Below are 19420 nucleotides of genomic sequence, written 5' to 3'. Positions count from 1 at the left end.
TGTGGCGCTACCCCTCCGACGGCTCGACGATCATCCGGCTGCGCATCTCCAGGTGCAGGGCGCTACAGAAGTACGTGCAGTAGATCCAGTACACGCCGGGGTCGTCAGCCGTGAAGGTGACCTCGCGAGTGTCCTGTGGGGCCACGGCGTAGTTGATGTCGTGCTCGGGGATGGCAACGCCGTGGATAATGTCCTGCACGCCCTCGATGTTGGTCGTGGACAGTTTCACCTCGTCGCCCTCCTGAACGGTGAAGTCCGGCAGGCCGAACTCCGAGCGCTTGGTCGTCATCTTGACGTGAACGCTGTTCTCGCCCGTGCGCTCGACGCCGGAGTCCTCCTCGGTGATGTAGGTCTCCTCGTAGTCGTCCTTGTCGTAGACCTTCTTCGCGTCGATCTTGTCCTTGTGGGCGAACACGCAGTCGTGTGGCTCGGGGTAGGCCGGGTGGTCCGCGACCAGTTCCATCTCCTCCTCGCCCTGCCCGATGTGGATGAGTTGGTCGTTGTCGGGCATGATCGGGCCGACGGGGAGGAACCGGTCTTTCGAGAGCTTGTTCAGGCTGACAAGCCATTCCCCGTCCGGGTCGGTCGTCATCGCCTCAAGCGCCTGAATGTGGCCGGGGTTGTAATGGACGTCCTGCTTCTCGATGATGGGGTCTTCGGACCCCTCTTCGGCCTCGACGGCCGCCTCGATGTCCCACTTGACTGCTTGAGAGTCGATGAACAGCGACGTGTAGGCGTGCCCGTTCCCGTCGAAAGTGGTGTGAAGCGGCCCGAGTCCGACGCGTGGCCGCCCGGCGACGACCTCTTCGGGGTCGGAGGAGTCGGCCAGCGCATTCAGGTCGAGCATCGTCACCGTCGGCGAGAGCTTCCCCGCGATGAATGCGTAGTCGCCGTTCGGACCGACCTCGACACAGTGGGGGCTTTTCGGCGTCGGGATGTACTTCACGATCGGGCGATCGCCCTGGTTGAGCGAACTGCCCTGCGTCCCGTCGACGACAGGAATGCCGTTGACCCCCTCGTAGTTGCCGTTCTCGACGGCCTGCTCGATAGCCGGGATGTCGAAGGCCTTGACGTTGTCCCGGTCGTCCTTCGTCATACCCTGAATGTCGGTGGCCTCTTCGCTGTTGTACGCCGAGGAGATGGCCCACCGACCCTCTTTACCGGTGTCGACGATGTCGAGGTTCCCATCGACCTTGACCTGCCACTGGGTCTCCATCGATTCGGGGTCGACGGCGACGAACAGCGACGTGTAGTTGTCCGGGTTCTTCACGTCGGTCCCGTCGTTGGGTAGCGGCACGCGGAACTCGCCGTTCCCCAGCACGTACTTCGTGTCCGGTGAGAGGACGGTACAGCCGTGGATGGCCTGCATGTTCGGGACGTCAGTGATCGCGTCCGTCTCGAAGTACGTGAGGTTCACGCGGGCGATGCGGCCGTTGGCTTTGTCGTTGACGTACAGGTACTCACCGTCGTAATCCCCGTCCGTCTCCGAGAGGTTCGGGTGATGGTTGTCACCCCAGCTATACCCGCCGCCCTCCTCCAGCATCTCCTGCGTGCCGTCGGTGTACCCGTACCCCGACGCACAGTCGGTGTTGAACACCGGAATGCGGGTGAGTTCGCGCATCGACGGGATGCCGACGACCCGCAGTTCGCCGGAGTGGCCACCGGACCAGAAGCCGTAGTATTCGTCGTGTTCGCCGGGCTCGACCGTGTGGCTCGCGCCGCTGCCAGAGGGTGTCGATTGGCTGCCAGCGCTGCCGTCTCCGCCGGTCAGCGCCGAGCAGCCGGCGACGGATCCCATTGCACCGGCGGCGACGCCGGCCTTCATGAAGTCCCGGCGGCCGAGCGAGAGGCCGGGCAGTCCCAGCGAGAGGTCGTCGTCCTCAGTCGTTTCGTCCGGGGACTCGACCTCCGCCAGTACCGAGTCGAGGGTTTCTTCGTACTCTTCGAGAACTTCGTTCGGATCGCGTGGGGTTTCGTTCTTGCTCATATCAGACCACCTTGATTGTGCCGACCATCCCGTTCATCTCGTGGGGGATGCAGTAGTACTCGTACGTGCCCGTCGTCTCCAGCGTGACCTCGTAGCTCTCACCTTTCGGGATGTTGCCTTCCTGCCCGTTGCTGTACCCGTCTTTCGCGGCCTGCTGGGAGTCGAACCCCCCAGACGCGAAGTAGTCCGCACCGTCGGGGAGCTTGTCTTCGTAGGCTGTCACCGTGTGGCCGATGCTACCGACGTTCTCGAACGTGACTGTCGTCCCTGCCTCGACCTGGATTTTCTTCGGTTCGTATGCCAGTTCGTCCGTCATTTCGACGGTACTCGTCTCGGTCCACTCGGACCCGCTTCCGCCGTCGCTGGACTCGGTCTCGCCGCCGTCTGACCCGTCACCGCCGCCACCCGAGTCGCCGTCACCGCCGCTATCGGACCCGCCGCCCGATGAACAGCCAGCTAGCGCGACTCCGGCCGCGACGCCCAGACCGCGCACGAATGTTCTACGCGTTGCCATTGTAGCTCACGGCTGCAACTCGAAGACCTACCTGTATATATAGGGAACCGCACTCTCAGCTCGCAGGAAGTGGGGCGAATATGTTCGCCGCCACATAGTGGATGGTATCTCGTCGTGAAGGCCGGCACAAAATACAACGGCTGTGCAATCGTCTCTGAGGTCCCCGGGTCATGTGGTGAGTGGCAGCATCCAGTGCACCGCGCTTCGGTGACACCTACAGCTGTCTGCCCCGGGGACCGCCTTCGCTCAACTGTCGACAGATTCCTGTAGCCGCGCGAGACTGGTCAACACCGGATACGTCCAGAGTTGCTCTTCGTACATGTACGTGCAGAACTCCTGTGTCTCGAACCGGTGGACGCTTGAGTGGAGTTGGTCCTGTCGCTGCTGTAACAGCGCAGTAACGTCGCTCTGGAACGTCTCGCGATACCACTCGGGGACGACTGTGCTGTCGAGTGTCTCGATGGTCTCTCGCAGACTGCCGCGGTACTCCCGCATCGATTCCTGTTCGATTTTGACAGCCCGGTCTAGCGAGGTCCGTTCGTCGATTGCTTGCTCGGTCGCGGCCACCAGCGAGCGTTTGAGCGGCGGCGAGAACCCGACATTTGTCTCAGGGTGAAACAGCGCTGCGTAGTCCGGCCCGAACTCGATAGCGACGTTCTCGACCAGTGATTCGTCGTACACCGACTCGTAGTGGTCGACAGCCAGCACCGTGTCGGCGTAGGCGTGCCGTAGCGCTTCGACGGGGTCGGATACGGACTGTCGACTTCGCGCACCGACGGGGGAGGAGGGCTGTTCGACGGGGTCGACGGCACGGAGACGCTGCAGGAATTCTTCGAGACCAGCCTGCTCGGCGGCAAGCTCCGTATGCTCCTCGTCAAGAACAGCGAGAGCCGTCTCTATCGGCTCGAGAATGTGGTCTCGCCATGTATGCAGGAACCACTGCGTGCCGTCCTGCGCAGGCGTCGTTGACATACTAGTGTCTCGTTCAGTAACAACAATAAGTGTTTTAGTTACCGGTCAACACCCCCGTGTTCTGGACGGCTATTTATATAGTCTCAGCACGTCGGCAGTGTTGGGATCGTGGTGTGTCGTGCGGTTTCGCTCTCTTGACAGTGTCAGTGCCTGTAGAATAGCATCTGATTTCGAGAACGAGTGCCACTCTCAGATTTGCTCATAGATCTGTGCTATTTAGAACGGTATAATGTGAAAACTGGAGTTGCAGGTAGAGTTAGCAAACTCTGGAGCTACACAACAGATATTTGCATACGTATTAGCCGTTTATAAATATATTCTGATAGTATATGACTACAAATCCCGACAGATGGCAGTTGTGGGATCAGAACTGTGGACTTCGCCATGTTTCGTCTCCAAGTAATTCTGTAACAGAGGAGTCAAATGGTTTTAGCGTGCTAGGTATTGCTATCTGTCGGTCGGTAGCAGTCGAGCGGTTGTTCCGGTCGCTCATCGCTCACATCCGGGTTTTTAAATAATGACGGCAACTCTACTCGGGTAATGACCGACGACGCCGACACACAAAACACGGGCCGACGGATACAGTCCGTGGAGAACGCCTGCGAGATCATTGAAGCCGTTCAGGAGTCACACAGCGCGACGTTGCAGGAACTGAACGAGCGAATCGAGCTCTCCCAGGGAACGCTTCACACGTATCTCGCGACCCTGACCGACTGTGGTTTTCTCACGAAGGACAACGATACATACCAGCTCGGCTTTCGGTTCGTCACGATGGGCGAACACGTCCGCAACGAAACAGAGCTCTATACTGCCGGCCAGGAAGAAGTCGACAAATTGGCCGACAGGTCCGGCGAGTACGTCCATCTGGTTGTCGAAAACGACGGTCGTGAAGTCGCCATCTACGAGCGGCGAGGCGAACACGCCGTCGGGATGGACTACCACCTCCAGTTGCGGGAGGCACCACAACACCTCCATGACAGCGCTTCGGGGAAGGCAATCCTCTCGTGTCTCCCGGACGAGCGCGTCGAGAAAATAATCGATCGGGAGGGCCTCTCACGACAGACACAGCATACGATTACGGACCGAGAGACGCTCTATGACGAGTTAAAAACCATTCAGCAGCGGGGATTCGCGACGAACGACGAGGAAGAGATCCGCGGCCTCCGGGCGATCGGTGCGCCGATCCTGGACAACGACGGGACCGTCGTCGGCGCGGTTAGTGTGACTGCACCGACCAGCCGTCTGAAAGGGAGCCGGTTCGACACCGAAATTCCCGAGATGGTGATGGAGGCCGCAAACCTCATCGAAGTCAATCTCGAAATGACCTCGTTCGACCGGGGCACCTAACAACGGCGTTGTACACTTGTCGCTATGTGTCGGCGACGACCACGAAACGACGACGCCGCCCGGTTTCCGACATTTGGATAGCTCAAATCCCGGCTGCGCTACTGTGACCGCCGAACAGAGTGGTTCACCCGGCAAATGAGCCACAATAACAGTCGTACCATCGTTAGTAAGAGTTCGGTGATAGCGCAGCAGGCCCGATAGCCATGCCTACAGGCTGTTTCGAGCGGATCAATGCGGGACTGACACCTGTCGTGGATGGTCGCTTCCAGTATAGTACTCCGCCACTGCGTGCCAAGTCTATTTTTGAGGTAGTCAAAACGCTGGACGATGCTCAATTCAGTGTTCAGATCAGGATAAAGCATCCGTACGCCGATATTTGTCCTATCTGGCGGGGCATCAGCTGACCAATGTGGCCGCATCTGCATTGAGTATATCAACTCTATATCTGCGAAATATCCCGCATATGAGCCTCTGAACCACTCTACAATAATCCATGAGCGACGAATAACGGTACTCAGAGATTTTTGCTATATTCAAACCAGTCATCCCGCAGACAGTCCCAAATGTTTATTAACAATACCGGTATTGGTGCCGATACACTGTCTCACTCCAGCCGTCGGATGGTGACAGTCAGGACGGAATCAGCGTGCTGAACAACTCAGCGTACTCGCCCCATTGGTCCCGAAGCGAGTGGGCGTACGCACCACCGAACACAAACCAATCATGAGCACACAGAAGGAGCCACCAGAGCAAGCAACAGACGAGGACGAATCGCCAATCGCGACTGCCCGCCACCAGCTGGAGCAAGCGGCCGAACACCTCGACCTTTCTGAGGGGATGCTTGAACAGCTCCGCCACCCATCGAAAACCGTCGAGGTGTCCGTCCCGATCCGCCGGTCCGACGGGAGTGTCGAGGTGTTCGACGGGTATCGCGTCCAGCACTTCGAAGTCAGAGGGCCGTACAAGGGCGGTATGCGATACCACCCGAGTGTCTCCGCCGAGGAGTGTACGGCGCTGGCGATGTTGATGACGTGGAAATGTTCGGTGATGGACCTCCCCTTCGGCGGCGCGAAGGGCGGCATCGTCGTCGACCCGTCGACACTCGACGCACAGGAGACCGAGCAACTGACCCGTCGGTTCGCCGAGGAGCTACGGGAAGTCGTCGGGCCGACGAAAGACATCCCCGCACCCGATATGGGGACCGACGAGCAGACCGTCGCCTGGTTCATGGACGCGTATTCGATGCAGGAAGGCGAGACGGTCCCCGGTATCGTGACAGGCAAACCGACGGCGGTCGGTGGGACACACGGCCGTGAGGAGGCACCCGGCCGAAGCGTCGCTATCGTCGCCCGCGAAGCACTCGACTACTACGACGGGAACATCGATGGTGCGACTGTCGCCGTCCAGGGCTTCGGTGCCGTGGGCGCGAACGCCGCACGCCTGCTCGACTCGTGGGGTGCGTCCGTCGTCGCTGTCAGCGATGTGGACGGCGGCATCTACGACGAATCCGGCCTCGATATCGAATCGGTTTCCGCTGACGGCGACGAACACGGCCAGCTAGGGGCTGTTGACGCACCACGGCAGCTATCCAATGCCGAACTGCTGGAACTCGATATCGATGTCCTCATCCCCGCGGCAGTCGGAAATGTTCTGACCGAGGAGAACGCTGCGGACGTGCAGGCGAGCATTATCGTCGAAGGGGCGAACGGCCCGACAACGACAGCGGCCGATACAGTGTTCGAGGAGCGCGACATCCCAGTCATCCCGGATATCCTGGCGAACGCCGGTGGCGTCACCGTGAGCTACTTCGAATGGCTCCAGCACATCAACCGACGAAGCTGGTCACGCGAGGAGGTCAACGAGGAACTCGAAGCCGAGATGCTCGATGCCTGGGAGGCCCTTCAGGCCGAGGTTGAGGACCGCGATGTCACGTGGCGAACGGCAGCATACATCGTCGCGCTCTCGCGAATCGGTGACGCTATGAACGCCCGCGGGCTATGGCCGTAGCAACGGATGTCGCTTCAGTCCACCCACTCGCGAGACCACAGTCGTCCCGTGTCACCTGTCGCGGTGCTCGGTGTCCCGTTCGCCCTCGGTGCCGACCGGCGTGGCGTCGACATGGGCCCGTCGGCGATTCGCTACGGCGGCCTCACCGCTGCGCTTGACACGGCCGGCGTCGACTACACTGACGTTGGCGACCTCTCGCCGCCGACCCTACAGTCCCAGCCAGTGTCCGACGACGACAGCGCGAAGTACCTCGATGCTATCGCTGAAATGACCGGCACCCTCGCCGACCGGGTGGCGACCGAAATAGCCGACGGGAGCGTCCCGCTGGTGTTAGGCGGTGACCACTCTATCGCAATGGGGACGATGCGCGGTGCGGCTCAGTCATCGGCACTCGGCGTCATCTGGTTCGACGCCCACGGCGATTACAACACCCCGACTACGTCACCCAGCGGGAACGTCCACGGTATGCCGCTTGCGGCCGCCCACGGCTACGGCGACTTCGCAGAGATGCCGTGGGCCACCGCCCCGAATGTCGCTGAGGAGAACACCGTCATCGTCGGCGCACGGAGCCTCGATGCTGACGAACGAGCGGTCCTCCGTGAGAGCGACATCTCCGTCTTCACGATGGAAGACATCGACAAGCGTGGTATCGGACCAGTCACCGACGAGGCGCTCGATATCGCGACCGACGGCGTCGACGACATCCACGTGAGTCTCGACCTCGACTGGCTCGACCCGGACGACGCGCCAGGGGTTGGGACACCAGTCCCAGGCGGCGTCACCTACCGGGAGGCACATACGGCGATGGAACGGGTCGCCGACCGCGACGCCGCCGAATCGGTGCTGCGCTCGCTCGACGTCGTCGAAGTCAACCCCATCCTCGACCAGCGCAACACGACGGGCGAGCGAGCGGCCGAACTCGCCGCCAGCGCGTTCGGCAAGCGGATCCTGTAGCCCAGTTTCGAACCGCAGCACGGACTCAATTGCGTGTCCGCAACGCGGGGCCAGAACACAGTGATTTATTACCAATGATTGCCTTTATGTTAGCATGGACCGCGATACTGCGGAGCCGCGTGTCGATAGCCTTCCTGGCCCACGGAGCAGCGAGTGGGTCGAGTACCACCACGAAACCGCCGCGCCGAGCACGTACGTGTACGATTTCGTCTGGGACATCACCGAGGACGCAATCGGTCCGTTCTGTACAGACGCGGACGGCAACGTCCTGCTCGATTTCACCTGCCACGTCGCCGCGTCGCCGCTCGGCTACAACAACCCGAAAGTGCTCGACCGGGCCGACGAGTTCGACATGGTCGACCCGCTGAAAATCGCCGGCCAGGACTTCTACGTCAGCACCGGCGGCTCGCCCGACGAAACGTCGCTACCGGGTCCTGCTCACCTGATGGATCGGTTGACCGACATTACTAGCCACTACGACTTCGACACCGTTTTCCTCTCGAACTCTGGCGCAGAGGCCGTCGAGAACGCGATGAAGATCTGTTACGACAACTGCGAGACGCCGAAGTACGGCATTACCTTCGACGGCGCGTTCCACGGACGGACCCTGGGGGCACTCTCCCTGAACCGTTCGAAGTCGGTCTATCGACGGAAGTTCCCCGAACTCAGCGGGATTCACGACGTGGAGTACTCGGAGGCCGGGGTCGAGCGCCTCCGGTCGAAACTCGACGCAGACACCGGCCACATCCCGCCTGAAGAAGTCGCGTTCCTCATTCTGGAGCCGATACAGGGTGAAGGCGGCTATCGTGTTCCGAACCCCGAGTTCCTCTCTGCCGTCGACGACCTCTGCCGAGAACACGACATCCCGATCATCGCCGACGAAATCCAGTCGGGAGCCGGCCGCACGGGCGAGATGTGGGCCGTCGACCACTACGACATCGAGCCGGACGTCATCACGAGCGCCAAAGCGCTCCGGGTCGGCGCGACCATCTCCCGGTCGGACATCTTCCCGTCCGAAACGTCTCGGCTCTCCTCGACGTGGGGGGCCGGCGACATCCTCGGCTCGATGCGTGGCGCGCTGACGCTTGCCGCTATCGAGGACCACGACCTACTGGACAACGCCGCTGAGAAGGGGACGTACTTCATGGATCGACTCCGCGATATCTCGGCGGACCGTCTGCTGGTCGAGGACGTGCGTGGCCTCGGCCTGATGACCGCACTGGAGTTCGATACGGCCGACCGTCGCGACGCCGTGATGGAAACAGCGCTCCAGCACGGCCTCCTCACGCTCGGCTGTGGCCAGAAATCCCTCCGACTCCTCCCGCCACTCGACGTCACCGAGCGCGAACTTGAACTCTGTCTCGACATCCTCGATTCGGTGTTTACCGAGGTTGCAGACCCTGTCGCGTCGGCCTGACTCTCGCGACTTCTGCGGTAACCGCAATGTTAAAATATGATTAATTCAATTGTGGCACTATGCCACGAGAGGCACGCGTAGACAGACGGAGGTATCTGCAGGCAATCGGTGGCACTGTCGCGACCCTGTCGGTCGCTGGTTGTCAATCGGGGAGCGGGGACTCACAGACGCTTACCGCGGGCACAGCGCCGGGCTTTCCGCCGTTTGAGATGAAACAGGACGGCGAACTCGTCGGCTTCGACGTCGAGTTGCTGGAAGCCGTTGTCGCGGCGTCGGAGTACGAACTGAGCGGCTGGGAAGAACTTGAGTTCAAATCACTTATTCCGGCGCTGAACAACGGGAATGTCGACGTCGTCGCAGCTGGCATGACGATAAACGACGACCGTGACGAAGCGATCGACTTCTCTGACCCATACTACAGTTCGAATCAGGCCATCGTCGCCCGGGAAAGCGGGTCGTTCTCGCCGTCGTCGCTGGACGATCTCTCCGGAGCGACAGTCGGGGCACAAAAGGGGACGACCGGTGAATCCGTTATCAAGGACCAGCTGATCGACGCGGGGACGATTTCGGAGTCCCAGTACAACGCATACGGCAACTACGTGCTCGCCGTCGAGGACCTACTGAACGAAAACGTCGACGTCATCATCATCGACGTCCCCGTCGCGAACTCGTTCGTGGCAGATCGCCCCATTGAGTCCGCGTTCGTCCACGAGACTGGTGAGCAATTCGGCTTCGGGATTCAGTCCGGTAACGACGAACTCGCGGGCGCGCTCAACAGTGGGCTGACCACAGTTGAGGACGACGGGACGTACCGGGACCTGACCGAGAAGTGGTTCGGACAGAAGTGAGGCCATGGCAGCAATCCTACTGCAGACCGTCGACTGGCTGTTCGTCATCGACAACATGGGCCTGTTGCTCGGGGGGACAGTCGTCACTATCGCGCTCACCGTAGCCAGCATTCTCCTGGGATTCGTCGTCGGGTTTCCGGCCGGTGCGATAGAAGTGTACGGCTCGGACAGGGCCCGGCGGGTGGTCGAACAGGTCGGGGTTGTCCTCCGTGGTACCCCGCTGCTGGTCATCATTATGATCCTGTACTTCGGCCTCTCTATCTCCAGTAGCGCGTTCGTCACGGCGACTATCGCACTCGGCCTCCGGAGCGCCGCCTACCAGTCACAGATCTTCCGTGGTGCGCTCCAGAGCGTCGACGACGGGCAGCTGGAAGCGGCACGCGCCGTCGCGATGTCCCGATTCGAAGCGATTCGGCACGTCGTCGTCCCGCAGGCGCTCCGCCGGAGTGTTCCGGGCTTCCAGAACGAGTTTACCATCGTCCTCAAAGACACGAGTATCGCCATCGTCATCGGAATCGGCGAGCTGCTGACGACAGGACAGAACCTCTACGAAGGCGGACAGTCGACAGCGGCACTCGAGATTTTCCTCGCCGTCAGCCTCGTCTACTTCGTGCTGACGTTCGCGACGAATCGGTCACTCGACAGACTCAGCGACTACTACGCGGTACCGGAGGGAACGACATGACACAGCCACTACTCTCAATCGACGATCTGCACAAGTCCTACGGGAGCGAAGAGGTACTGGAAGGCGTCGGCCTCGAGATGGACCAAGGTGACGTGACGGTTCTCATCGGTCCCAGCGGCTCGGGCAAGTCCACGTTGCTCCGATGTGTGAACCGACTGACGGAAATCAACAGTGGCCGGATCGCCCTCGATGGGCAGGACGTGACTGGAGCCGACACCGACGTCAACGAACTGCGAAAGCAGGTCGGCATGGTGTTCCAGGACTTCAACCTCTTTGCGCACCTGACGGCGCTCGAGAACGTCACGCTCGGCCCGAAAAAAGTACTCGGCATGGACGCTGCTGACGCCGAAGCGGCCGGACGGAACCACCTCGAACAGGTCGGATTGCTGGAACAAGCGGACTCCTACCCCGCTGAACTCTCCGGCGGGCAGAAACAGCGTGTCGGCATCGCGCGCGCACTCGCGATGGACCCGGAACTGGTGCTGTTCGACGAGCCGACCAGCGCCCTCGATCCCGAACTCGTCGGCGAGGTCGTCGAGGTGATGCGCGACCTCGCCGACGAGGGCATCACGATGCTCGTCGTCAGTCACGAGATGGACTTCGCCCGGTCGGCCGCGTCGGACATCGTGTTCCTCGACGACGGCGAGATCGTCGAACACGGCCCGCCGGAGCAACTGTTCCAGAACCCCACTGCGGACCGAACCGAACAGTTCCTGAGCAGATTGCATGCACACGAGGAAACGGCATGAGCACAGCTGAATCGACAACATCCCCGAACCCGGGGCTCCGGGACCGCGTCGGGACGGTCTTCACCGTCCGCCCACTCACAGTGGGTCTGGCACTGTTCTGGGTCTGGGTTCTCGCCCGGTGGACCACTGATTTCGTCCTCGCAGGAGTCTCCGGATTCGACCGCGGCACACCATTTATTCCGGCGGCCCCGTTCCTGACAACAGCGGATGCCGTCGCGTCGCTCGCCACGCCACTTGGTGTCGCCGGAGCGCCGCTCGTGTGGTTCGCCGACACGCTCCGGTTTGCCGCCGACGCGACGGCGTACCTGCCGGCGCTGGCACACGGTATCTGGACGACCGTTCTCCTGACGGTCTTCAGCGTCTGTCTCGGGTTCGCGCTGGCGCTCCCGCTCAGCGTCGTCCGGGTGTACGGCGGGCGGTGGGCCCGGTGGTTCGCTCTGTCGTACACGGAACTCATTCGTGGGACGCCATTGCTCGCCCAGTTGTTCGTCCTCTACTTCGCGACCTCACTGACGCAGGTTCTTAGAGGTGTCCCGGGAGTCGGTGTCGGCTTCGTCCCAGCACAGGCGTTCTGGGTCGCTGTCATCAGCTTCACGCTGAACAGCGCCGCCTACCAGTCCGAATACCTGCGTGCGTCGCTAGAGTCAGTCGACGGCGGGCAGCTGACTGCCGCACGCGCGATCGGGCTCTCGAAGCTCGAAGGGATACGGTACGTCGTCGTTCCACAGGGCCTCCGACTCGCGCTTCCCAGCTGGACGAACGAACTCGTGTACCTTATCAAGTACTCCTCGCTGGCGAGTTTCATCACTGTGCAGGAACTGTACGGCCGGACAAGTACTATCGCTAACGAGACGTACCAGTATACAGAGCTGTTCGTGCTGGTAGCGATACTGTATCTGGCGCTGGTCGTGTCGGCATCAGCACTGATGGACCGTGTCGAATCGCACACTGCAACAGCCGGTGTCGGACACACCAGACAATGACTACTCTCTTACCGTTACCAATCAAACATTGCAGCACATCCCATGAGTCAAACCGATAGCGCCGGAGCACGGCTTACACTCGACCTGTGGCACCCGAACTGCTGGGCTATCGAAGCGACCGACCGAACCGATGGTGGCATCCTGGCACACACGGTGCAACAGACCGTCCAGTCGCCGACAGCATCGGTCAACGGCGTGTTTACGGCGTATGGAGCCACGAAGTCAGACGTCGAAAACTGCCTTGACGCAGTCCGTGCATCGCCCCACGCCGGAGAGATACAGGAGCTTCAGGCACGTATCGGACACAAACACGACGCGCCCGGAACCGTCGTCAGACAGTTCCTGCTGGAGTACGATCCGGACGAGCTGGTCTGCCCGACGCTGCTCGAACACGGGTTCGTCCACAGCGCGCCCGTTCGTATCGAAGACGGTCGCGAACGGTGGCAGGTGAGTTTCACCGGCGAACGGCCCGAAATCCAGTCCGCACTCGATGCCGTCGAAGCCGACGCCGACGCTGACGTGTCGGTCGAATCCATCGTCACGCCGGACAGCGATACCGAGCGGTCGGTGGGTGGGCTGCGAACCGACTCGCTAACGCCGGCTCAGCGACGGGCTTTCGAAGCGGCCCGCGAAGCCGGCTACTATCAGTGGCCGCGTGGAATTTCGGTCCGCGAGCTCGCCGCCGAGATGGACATCTCGAAGACGACGCTCCTCGAACACCTCAGAACTGCCGAGTCGAAGCTTCTGGATCCCGAGTAGCCCTATCAGTACTTCATCCGAGTAGGTAGCCCCGAGACGTGTGTCGTCTTGGCGTCTTCGGTCTCTGGGTACGTCCCGTTCGCGCCGGTGATACTCCTGTCGTATGCGGTCACTGAGATCGTCCATTGAGATAGCATAGCTGCGAAGCAGAATCGATCGTTTCTATATAGCGGCATATGATTTACGAGTGTCGCAGCTACCATTCACACTATCGCTGTAGTGTTAGATAAATAATATAACAGTCACAGTAGCGAGTAGATTTCGGCCTCGTACACATCCCTGACTCGGGTCCCCCATTCGTGGGTGTACGTGTCGATGACATCTTGTGCCACGTCGCCCCTGAGGTATTTGACGACGCCACGGTCGCCGGTCCGATCCCGGAGATGCGTCGTGAAGAAGTGCCGGAAATAGTGCGGCGTCACGTTCTCTTCGGCTCCGCCACCATCCGTGTACCAACCGAACTCGCGGGCGTGAGACTCGACGATATGGTGTACCATGTTCGGCGTAAGTCGCTCCCCCCAGCTGTCGCTTGTAGAGACGAACAGCGGCTCCGCCGGGGACTGCGTGTCCGGTCGGATTGCGAGCCAGCGCCGCAGTACTGAGCCCAGCTCTGCGTCGATTGGGACTGTTGTCTCGCGCTTGCGCTTGTTGGATGCTGTTCGTTCCTCCTCATTACTGGTCTCTCCGTGGGTCGGTTCCGCTGCGACGAACAACGAGTCCGGACGCCCGTCGAGCCCCGCCCGGACCGGTATCTCCGGCCTGGGGCCGGGGGTTTCGAGGTTGAGGTCACGGATATCGAGGTTACACAGTTCGCCGGCCCGCATTCCCGTCTTCAATAGCGTCACTACGATAGCTTGCTCAAGTGGGTGCGGGATGCTGTCGACGAACGCACGCATCGACTGGAGGTCTATCTCTCGGCGGGTTGGGTCGGTGTTGATGGACTCGTCCATCTCTTCCATGACCAGCGTCATCGGATTCGATTCGAAGACCCCCACCTGGGTCATGTACGCGAAAAACCGGTGTAGATAGGATGCATACGTTGCGACTGTGCTTTCTTCGACGTTTCCACGAAGACTGTGGACATATGCCATACAGTCCCGGTGGGAAGCCTCTCGGATGGGAATGGCCTGGTGGCCATCCGCCAGATAGGACTCGAAGTCCCGAAGGACGCGCTCGTAGGACGCACGGGTCCGGTCGCTCTTTCCGTGATACGTGATGTCATCGAGGAAATACCCGACAGGGTCCGACTCGGCGTCTGGCGTGGCTGTATCCGTGCTCATTCGTCTCGAACGTACCCCCCGTGTCGCCCGCTGTACTGCACTTCGTTGTTGGACTGCAGTTCTTGTAGCGTATCTTCGAGGCGTTCTTCGATATCATCGGTCAGTTCGGCGAGTAGGTCGTCCCACTCGTAGTAATCCCCGTCAGCTAAGATCTCCCGGACCCGGTCTTTCAGCCCGTCACCCCCAGGGGTAGCGTCCGGAGAACGGGGTTCCTCGCTATCGCTCTCAGCGTCGTCCGATTCAGGCGTCTCGGAGGCTGCTGACTCGAATCCGCTTCGACCCGCCTGTACCATCGTCCGGACGAACTCGCTTTGACTCATATCCAGTTCCTCAGCGTGGGCTTGCCACTGTTCTTTCTGATAGGCCGGAATGTACGTCCGAACCGTCGTTCGCTCACTGTCACTGGACACAGTTACCCCTGGGACGCGGGGGACTTCAATGTAGTCCCATACTTAGAGATAAAAGCCTTTATTTGGGCGTGTGACACCCTATTTCGCCGCTATTTGCCGCGATACTGGCAATAATCCAATACTTAATCAACCAGTGAGTACATATTCACAAATACAAATCGGTCGCAGATTACCGTCCTCTTTGTTTAGTCTGCCTGCCCAACAGATTCGGACGGACGAAAGCAGCGTACCGCCTGTCAACTATCCCCCAATATTTGATTTGATCTAGTGAACGACTGGGAAGTAAGTCGGGATGATTCAGATCTGGTTTGTTACTCAGCCAAGCCAGATATGGATAGGAGTCTATCCAACAGTTCGGTAGCACCGATTTCCCTGCAACAATTAGTTCCCGAATCGCCCCAGACTACATAGCAGCCACGGTTTCTCAAACAGAAAATGAATCAGCCGTGCTGATCCTCCCTTTACTAGAGAACAGCGCGATCTCTGTGCGGCTCTCAATCAGTCTGAGAGTTTCCCGACAATATATGCCCGTCACGTTGGATGGTACTCAGGTCTGTAGTCCGGTCCTTGTGATGATAAGAGCGTGTGACTCCGATCAGTCGTGGTCGCCTAATAACCGCCACAAGCGTGCTATCGGCCTGACTGCCTGTTCTGTGTGCCGCCACAGGTGAACATCTGGGCAGGACTACGCTTTTGACTAGATACATCGTGTCTATGCCGTCCTCATACCGTCGTTCCAGCAGGGCACGACATGTGCTTCAGAGGTGACAGCGGCGTCGGGCTCGTTCAAGTTAGCGGAGACATTCGTTACTGTATGACTGTCAGGTAGTCGTTCTGCCTTCGTATCCCGAAAAGCACTGTGCCTCGGGCAACTCCAGTTGCAACCGGGCTTCGCATCATCTCACGGAACCATTTGACCAGCTCATAGCCTTCCAGGTATTGCCCGCCGACCGCGGCAGGATAAGCGACAGGAGTGTTTGCAGCAATATCCAGAGTAGCCGTTCTGTCGACTAGTTGCGTGTCCTGTGCCTCGCCAGAAACAGTCCCGGCTGAAAAACTCAGTAGAAGCAATCAGTCCTGTCGTGCCACAGTTCCAACCAGCCCCGTCTCTCGGCGTCAGTAATTTGAGCTGTCAGCGCTTTCCATCCGGAGACGCCGGTATGTTACCTGCCTCTCGGTTAGCTCTTGATCGGTAGCTCAGGCCGGGACCACTCGTCTAACTGGACGACAAAATTATGTTGCGAATGATGCCCTTACGTAGATGCCCATCGTTATAGTTGCCACGGAAACCCAGTAGATTAGAGCTCTATAACAGGCGTATTCGGCTCGTCATTTGTTTTCGTATCGAAAATCCGCGTCAGGCTTCACTGTTTACGCACACTGTTGAGCGGTAGAGGCTCCGAAAGCAGCCGTATCTCTGCGTTCAAGTTGCCCTCGGTCGGCGTGGCTCTGTCATCCTCCTGTGCACGTAACACCGAGCACCTCTGATCTCTGGAGGCCAGATAGATAGTGCCGTAGACTGTTGAACCGAAACCCACCTACATTAGCGTGTCGAGGCTGAAGCTAACGATATGCGTTCTCGACGAAACGACCCCTCGCGGGCGGGTGAGCCTGATGGCTAACGACGCACTTGTCCTTCTGTTCATGATCGCGATTGTACTGGTAGTCATGATTATCACTCTTATTGGCGGGTTCTATCTGGTCAAATACCTCGTCGAGCGCACGTTCAATTCGTAAGCTCAGGTCTGCAGGGATTTCTGGCTAAGATTTTCGTGGGTGGTGTGATTCTGTAATTATTACTGGTAATCCTCATACTACAGCTCAGTGATCTACCTGGGACAAATAAATCTCATATCGCTATATCGAATTCGAGTGCGTCGCTACCGATTCGGACCGGAATCAATACCTCGATGAGCGTAGCCTCATCGCGCTGGGACGGCAACTTACTTCTAGAAAGGCCGAGCCGGGCCACGTACCCTCGCAGTGAGGATACCTCTGCTCGTAAGCTATTCGAATTTAGCACTGGGTCACCGTGAGAACGATGGCCGTCAGCAGATGTCAGCGTTGTATGGCAGCCTGGTCTTGATCAGGCCTCCGGTAAAATCTTCAGCCCCGGTCTTCTCCCGTCGCAACTCCCAGAATCGTCGTCTCTGCGTCGAAATACGTCGGCGCGTCGGTTTCGATTTCGAATTCAAGAACGGTTTCGAGATCACCGGAGCCCTCGGCGAGCTGTTCGGCAAGATCCGTATATCCCTGTGCGAGTGCCCTGTATTCGTCGATTTCCTCCTGCTCCGCCTGTGCTCGCTCCTGTTTGTCCTCTATCTCGGCGATAGTAGCTTCCGCATCGGTATCCGGCCCGGAACGCTCGGCCAATGTCGCACGAGCGTTAGCAGTGTCCCGTTCTATTTCTTCGAGCAAATCGGAGAGCTCCGTACTACGCTGGTCCAGATGCCCCGCAAGAATCGCAGCCTGGGTTCGACAGTACTCGGCGAGTTCCGGCCGTGAGATATCGCCCGTGTCGTCGCTCATTGAGCGAGATACGTTGCCGGTGTGAAAATCGGTTTCGGTAAACGCAGTGAAGCGGGCTACTCTTCTTCCTCTTCGCCGAGACTCTGTGACGGACCGCCCGAGAAGACGAACTCGTGCTCGGCTTCGGTTTCGAAGCGGTTCAGGATATCCCCGAGTGGCTTCGCGTAGCGTTTGAGCTGTTCGGCCCGTGACGACACTTCGTTGAGCTCTGCGGCCTGCTCTTCGGCTGCGCCAGCGACGGTCTGGGTTTCGGCCATCATCTGGTCACTCGTTTCGGCGGCTGACTGTAGTGTCGTCGCAACTGTCCGGAACCGTTCGAGCGAGTCGCCCAGGTCGATGTCCGGGTTCTCCGCTTCCAGTTCTTCGAGTGTGTCCACGAGGGTATCGAGATCCTCGGAAATAGTAGCGAGGCGATCCTTCTGATCGTAAGCGTCGTCGGAGATCTTTTGTGTCGATTCGGCGACCTGCTCGGACGCGTCACGGACGGACTCCGCACTTGACAGAACGACGTCTCCGGATTCTGCAACTTCGTCGGCGAAGCTGTTGAGCTGACCGATCGTCTTTTCCAGTTCATTGACCATGCCGTTGAACTCGCTGGCGATACGGTCCATCGACTCGTTCTCGCCGTCGGTTGCCATCCGCTCGGTGAGGTTGCCAGCGGCCGTCTCCTCCATCACATCGGAGAATTCTTCGGCCTTCTTCTGGAGGTATTTGTTGACTTCAAGGGCTTCGGCCCGGGAAACCTCCGCCTCTTTCTGTGCACGCTCGGCCTCGTTGATCTGCTGTTTGAGTCCGTCGCGCATATCAGCGAATCCGCTGTACAGGCGGCCGATATTGTCGATGCGACTGGTGGCGATCTCGACGTCGAGGTTCCCCTGTCGCATCTGGTCCGTTTTTCGGGTCAGGCGGTCAATCGACGTTGCCGTGTTGTACCCGAGTATCGCACCGACACCCGCGATGAGCAACACCATCAGTGCCGTGCCGATAAGTCCGTACTGCTGGACGTTCTGGACGAAGCCAAAGACCGCGGAGTTGGGTGCGTGTACGAGAACGACCCAGTCAGTGCCCTGAATCGGTGCATAGCCGACAGTGTAGCGCTCGTTGAGTACGTCGGTCGCCGGCATGTCAGCGGTGACGCCGGACTGTTGCTCCGACGAGCGGAGGTCAGCTGCCGCGTCGATCGGTTCGGTGGCAGGGCTGTTCGAGCTATACGACTGCAGTATGTTTTCGCCGAGGCCGCGGCTCCCGTCTCTTGGTTCGTCGATCATGACGACCGCCGATCCGTTGACGACCTGCGTGAATCCGCCTTCGGCCCTGTTGTTCCCCTGAAGCGAGTTCGCGATTTCGTCAAGCGAATACTCGATGAGGATATATCGGTTCTGCGAGGCATCAACAGGACTGACGAAGCCGACGACCGGGCCGGAGTTCGTCTGGTACACGTCGGAGACGACGACATCGCTTGCCGTTTCGAAGTTCGTACCGGTAAGCCAAGCCCTGCTCGTCGATCCGAGCGGTGAGTTAGTCAGCACCTGTGAGTTAGATGTGCTGGCGACAACCTGTGATTGGCCGGCATTCCGTTCGACCAGATGGATGTCGGTAGCATCTGCGGACAAGGCGGCTTTCCGATTGTTAAGTTCGATATCGATATCGTCGGTATCACTACTGGCCCAGATATCGTCGGAAGAAACGAATTGGGTCGATAGCCGGTTTCGGTCAACCCACTGTGACAGGATGTCTGCCTCCTGTGCGGCGGCGTTTTCGTAGTCGCTCAGAACCTGTTGTTCGGTGTAGTTCTTGACTTGCTCTGTCGCGGCAAGGCCGATGAGCCCAACCGACAGCGCCATAATGAAGAGGACGATGCCGAATTTGAGTGCGAAGTTTCGCCGGATAAAATCCGGGACGACTGTCGCTAGAATCCCACCGGAGGTGTTCGAATCGGTCTCTGAACTGTCTGGTATCTGTGTATCTCCTGAACTCAT

At 59.5% G+C, this 19420-nt stretch carries 17 protein-coding genes; 10 read left to right on the top strand and 7 right to left on the bottom strand.

Annotated elements, in window-relative coordinates:
* Positions 1-7: 7 nt before the first annotated feature.
* From nosZ to C443_RS06500, 3 genes are all read right to left on the bottom strand, one after another.
* On the bottom strand, positions 8-1987 hold the full coding sequence (gene nosZ, locus C443_RS06510; RefSeq protein WP_005534870.1) for a TAT-dependent nitrous-oxide reductase: 1980 nt from the start codon (positions 1985-1987) through the stop codon (positions 8-10).
* Between the two features lies 1 nt (position 1988).
* A complete protein-coding gene (locus C443_RS06505; protein ID WP_005534868.1) occupies positions 1989-2501 on the bottom strand; it encodes a plastocyanin/azurin family copper-binding protein in 513 nt (170 codons plus the stop codon).
* Between the two features lie 246 nt (positions 2502-2747).
* The gene (locus C443_RS06500; RefSeq protein ID WP_005534866.1) at positions 2748-3473 is read right to left on the bottom strand and encodes a DUF7260 family protein; all 726 of its coding nucleotides are present in this window, start codon (positions 3471-3473) and stop codon (positions 2748-2750) included.
* A gap of 540 nt (positions 3474-4013) precedes the next feature.
* On the opposite strand from C443_RS06500, the gene C443_RS06495 reads away from it, so the two are divergent.
* From C443_RS06495 to C443_RS06455, 9 genes are all read left to right on the top strand, one after another.
* Positions 4014-4820 (top strand): IclR family transcriptional regulator, encoded by an 807-nt coding sequence (locus C443_RS06495; RefSeq protein WP_005534864.1) that lies wholly within the window; start codon positions 4014-4016, stop codon positions 4818-4820.
* Between the two features lie 723 nt (positions 4821-5543).
* On the top strand, positions 5544-6827 hold the full coding sequence (gene gdhB / locus C443_RS06490) for a glutamate dehydrogenase GdhB (protein WP_005534862.1): 1284 nt from the start codon (positions 5544-5546) through the stop codon (positions 6825-6827).
* Between the two features lie 6 nt (positions 6828-6833).
* Positions 6834-7781 (top strand): arginase, encoded by a 948-nt coding sequence (gene rocF, locus C443_RS06485; RefSeq protein WP_049943931.1) that lies wholly within the window; start codon positions 6834-6836, stop codon positions 7779-7781.
* Positions 7782-7875: 94 nt separating this feature from the next.
* Positions 7876-9198: a class-III pyridoxal-phosphate-dependent aminotransferase gene (locus C443_RS06480; protein ID WP_005534858.1), complete on the top strand. Its 1323-nt coding sequence runs from the start codon at positions 7876-7878 to the stop codon at positions 9196-9198.
* Positions 9199-9257: 59 nt separating this feature from the next.
* A complete protein-coding gene (locus C443_RS06475) occupies positions 9258-10046 on the top strand; it encodes a transporter substrate-binding domain-containing protein (protein WP_049943930.1) in 789 nt (262 codons plus the stop codon).
* Between the two features lie 4 nt (positions 10047-10050).
* Positions 10051-10731: an amino acid ABC transporter permease gene (locus C443_RS06470; RefSeq protein WP_005534854.1), complete on the top strand. Its 681-nt coding sequence runs from the start codon at positions 10051-10053 to the stop codon at positions 10729-10731.
* Positions 10728-11480, top strand: coding sequence for an amino acid ABC transporter ATP-binding protein (locus C443_RS06465; protein ID WP_005534853.1), 753 nt, complete (start codon positions 10728-10730; stop codon positions 11478-11480). The genes C443_RS06470 and C443_RS06465 overlap by 4 nt, the downstream gene beginning before the upstream one ends.
* The gene (locus C443_RS06460; RefSeq protein ID WP_005534852.1) at positions 11477-12463 is read left to right on the top strand and encodes an amino acid ABC transporter permease; all 987 of its coding nucleotides are present in this window, start codon (positions 11477-11479) and stop codon (positions 12461-12463) included. The genes C443_RS06465 and C443_RS06460 overlap by 4 nt, the downstream gene beginning before the upstream one ends.
* Positions 12464-12505: 42 nt before the next feature.
* On the top strand, positions 12506-13222 hold the full coding sequence (locus tag C443_RS06455) for a helix-turn-helix domain-containing protein (RefSeq protein ID WP_005534851.1): 717 nt from the start codon (positions 12506-12508) through the stop codon (positions 13220-13222).
* A gap of 242 nt (positions 13223-13464) precedes the next feature.
* On the opposite strand, the gene C443_RS06450 is transcribed toward C443_RS06455, so the two are convergent.
* Both C443_RS06450 and C443_RS06445 read right to left on the bottom strand, forming a co-directional pair.
* Positions 13465-14502 (bottom strand): tyrosine-type recombinase/integrase, encoded by a 1038-nt coding sequence (locus C443_RS06450; protein ID WP_005534850.1) that lies wholly within the window; start codon positions 14500-14502, stop codon positions 13465-13467.
* Positions 14499-14912 carry a DUF5805 domain-containing protein gene (locus tag C443_RS06445; RefSeq protein WP_005534849.1) on the bottom strand — a complete coding sequence of 138 codons (414 nt, stop codon included), beginning with the start codon at positions 14910-14912 and terminating at the stop codon, positions 14499-14501. Before C443_RS06445 ends, C443_RS06450 begins: the two co-directional genes overlap by 4 nt.
* Before the next feature lie 1614 nt (positions 14913-16526).
* Between C443_RS06445 and C443_RS21920 the strand changes: the two genes are divergently transcribed.
* Entirely contained in the window at positions 16527-16649 is a 123-nt protein-coding gene (locus tag C443_RS21920; RefSeq protein ID WP_268237848.1) for a hypothetical protein, read from the top strand.
* A gap of 369 nt (positions 16650-17018) precedes the next feature.
* Here the strand turns inward: C443_RS21920 and C443_RS06435 are convergent, their stop codons facing one another.
* Together C443_RS06435 and C443_RS06430 are read right to left on the bottom strand one after the other, a co-directional pair.
* Entirely contained in the window at positions 17019-17441 is a 423-nt protein-coding gene (locus C443_RS06435) for a hypothetical protein (protein ID WP_005534847.1), read from the bottom strand.
* Positions 17442-17497: 56 nt separating this feature from the next.
* Positions 17498-19420: a HAMP domain-containing protein gene (locus tag C443_RS06430; RefSeq protein ID WP_005534846.1), complete on the bottom strand. Its 1923-nt coding sequence runs from the start codon at positions 19418-19420 to the stop codon at positions 17498-17500.

Origin of the sequence: Haloarcula argentinensis DSM 12282 (genome assembly GCA_000336895.1) — an archaeon.
Classification (GTDB): Archaea; Halobacteriota; Halobacteria; order Halobacteriales; family Haloarculaceae; genus Haloarcula; species Haloarcula argentinensis.
The sequence above is the reverse complement of the archived record's forward strand: the minus strand, read 5'-3'. Positions and strand labels throughout refer to the sequence as shown.

Coding starts and splice junctions, on each gene's coding strand:
- nosZ (WP_005534870.1), bottom strand. CDS start 1,987: ATGAGCAAGAACGAAACCCCACGCGATCCGAACGAAGTTCTCGAAGAG.
- C443_RS06505 (WP_005534868.1), bottom strand. CDS start 2,501: ATGGCAACGCGTAGAACATTCGTGCGCGGTCTGGGCGTCGCGGCCGGA.
- C443_RS06500 (WP_005534866.1), bottom strand. CDS start 3,473: ATGTCAACGACGCCTGCGCAGGACGGCACGCAGTGGTTCCTGCATACA.
- C443_RS06495 (WP_005534864.1), top strand. CDS start 4,014: ATGACCGACGACGCCGACACACAAAACACGGGCCGACGGATACAGTCC.
- gdhB (WP_005534862.1), top strand. CDS start 5,544: ATGAGCACACAGAAGGAGCCACCAGAGCAAGCAACAGACGAGGACGAA.
- rocF (WP_049943931.1), top strand. CDS start 6,834: ATGTCGCTTCAGTCCACCCACTCGCGAGACCACAGTCGTCCCGTGTCA.
- C443_RS06480 (WP_005534858.1), top strand. CDS start 7,876: ATGGACCGCGATACTGCGGAGCCGCGTGTCGATAGCCTTCCTGGCCCA.
- C443_RS06475 (WP_049943930.1), top strand. CDS start 9,258: ATGCCACGAGAGGCACGCGTAGACAGACGGAGGTATCTGCAGGCAATC.
- C443_RS06470 (WP_005534854.1), top strand. CDS start 10,051: ATGGCAGCAATCCTACTGCAGACCGTCGACTGGCTGTTCGTCATCGAC.
- C443_RS06465 (WP_005534853.1), top strand. CDS start 10,728: ATGACACAGCCACTACTCTCAATCGACGATCTGCACAAGTCCTACGGG.
- C443_RS06460 (WP_005534852.1), top strand. CDS start 11,477: ATGAGCACAGCTGAATCGACAACATCCCCGAACCCGGGGCTCCGGGAC.
- C443_RS06455 (WP_005534851.1), top strand. CDS start 12,506: ATGAGTCAAACCGATAGCGCCGGAGCACGGCTTACACTCGACCTGTGG.
- C443_RS06450 (WP_005534850.1), bottom strand. CDS start 14,502: ATGAGCACGGATACAGCCACGCCAGACGCCGAGTCGGACCCTGTCGGG.
- C443_RS21920 (WP_268237848.1), top strand. CDS start 16,527: ATGGCTAACGACGCACTTGTCCTTCTGTTCATGATCGCGATTGTACTG.
- C443_RS06435 (WP_005534847.1), bottom strand. CDS start 17,441: ATGAGCGACGACACGGGCGATATCTCACGGCCGGAACTCGCCGAGTAC.
- C443_RS06430 (WP_005534846.1), bottom strand. CDS start 19,420: ATGAGTTCAGGAGATACACAGATACCAGACAGTTCAGAGACCGATTCG.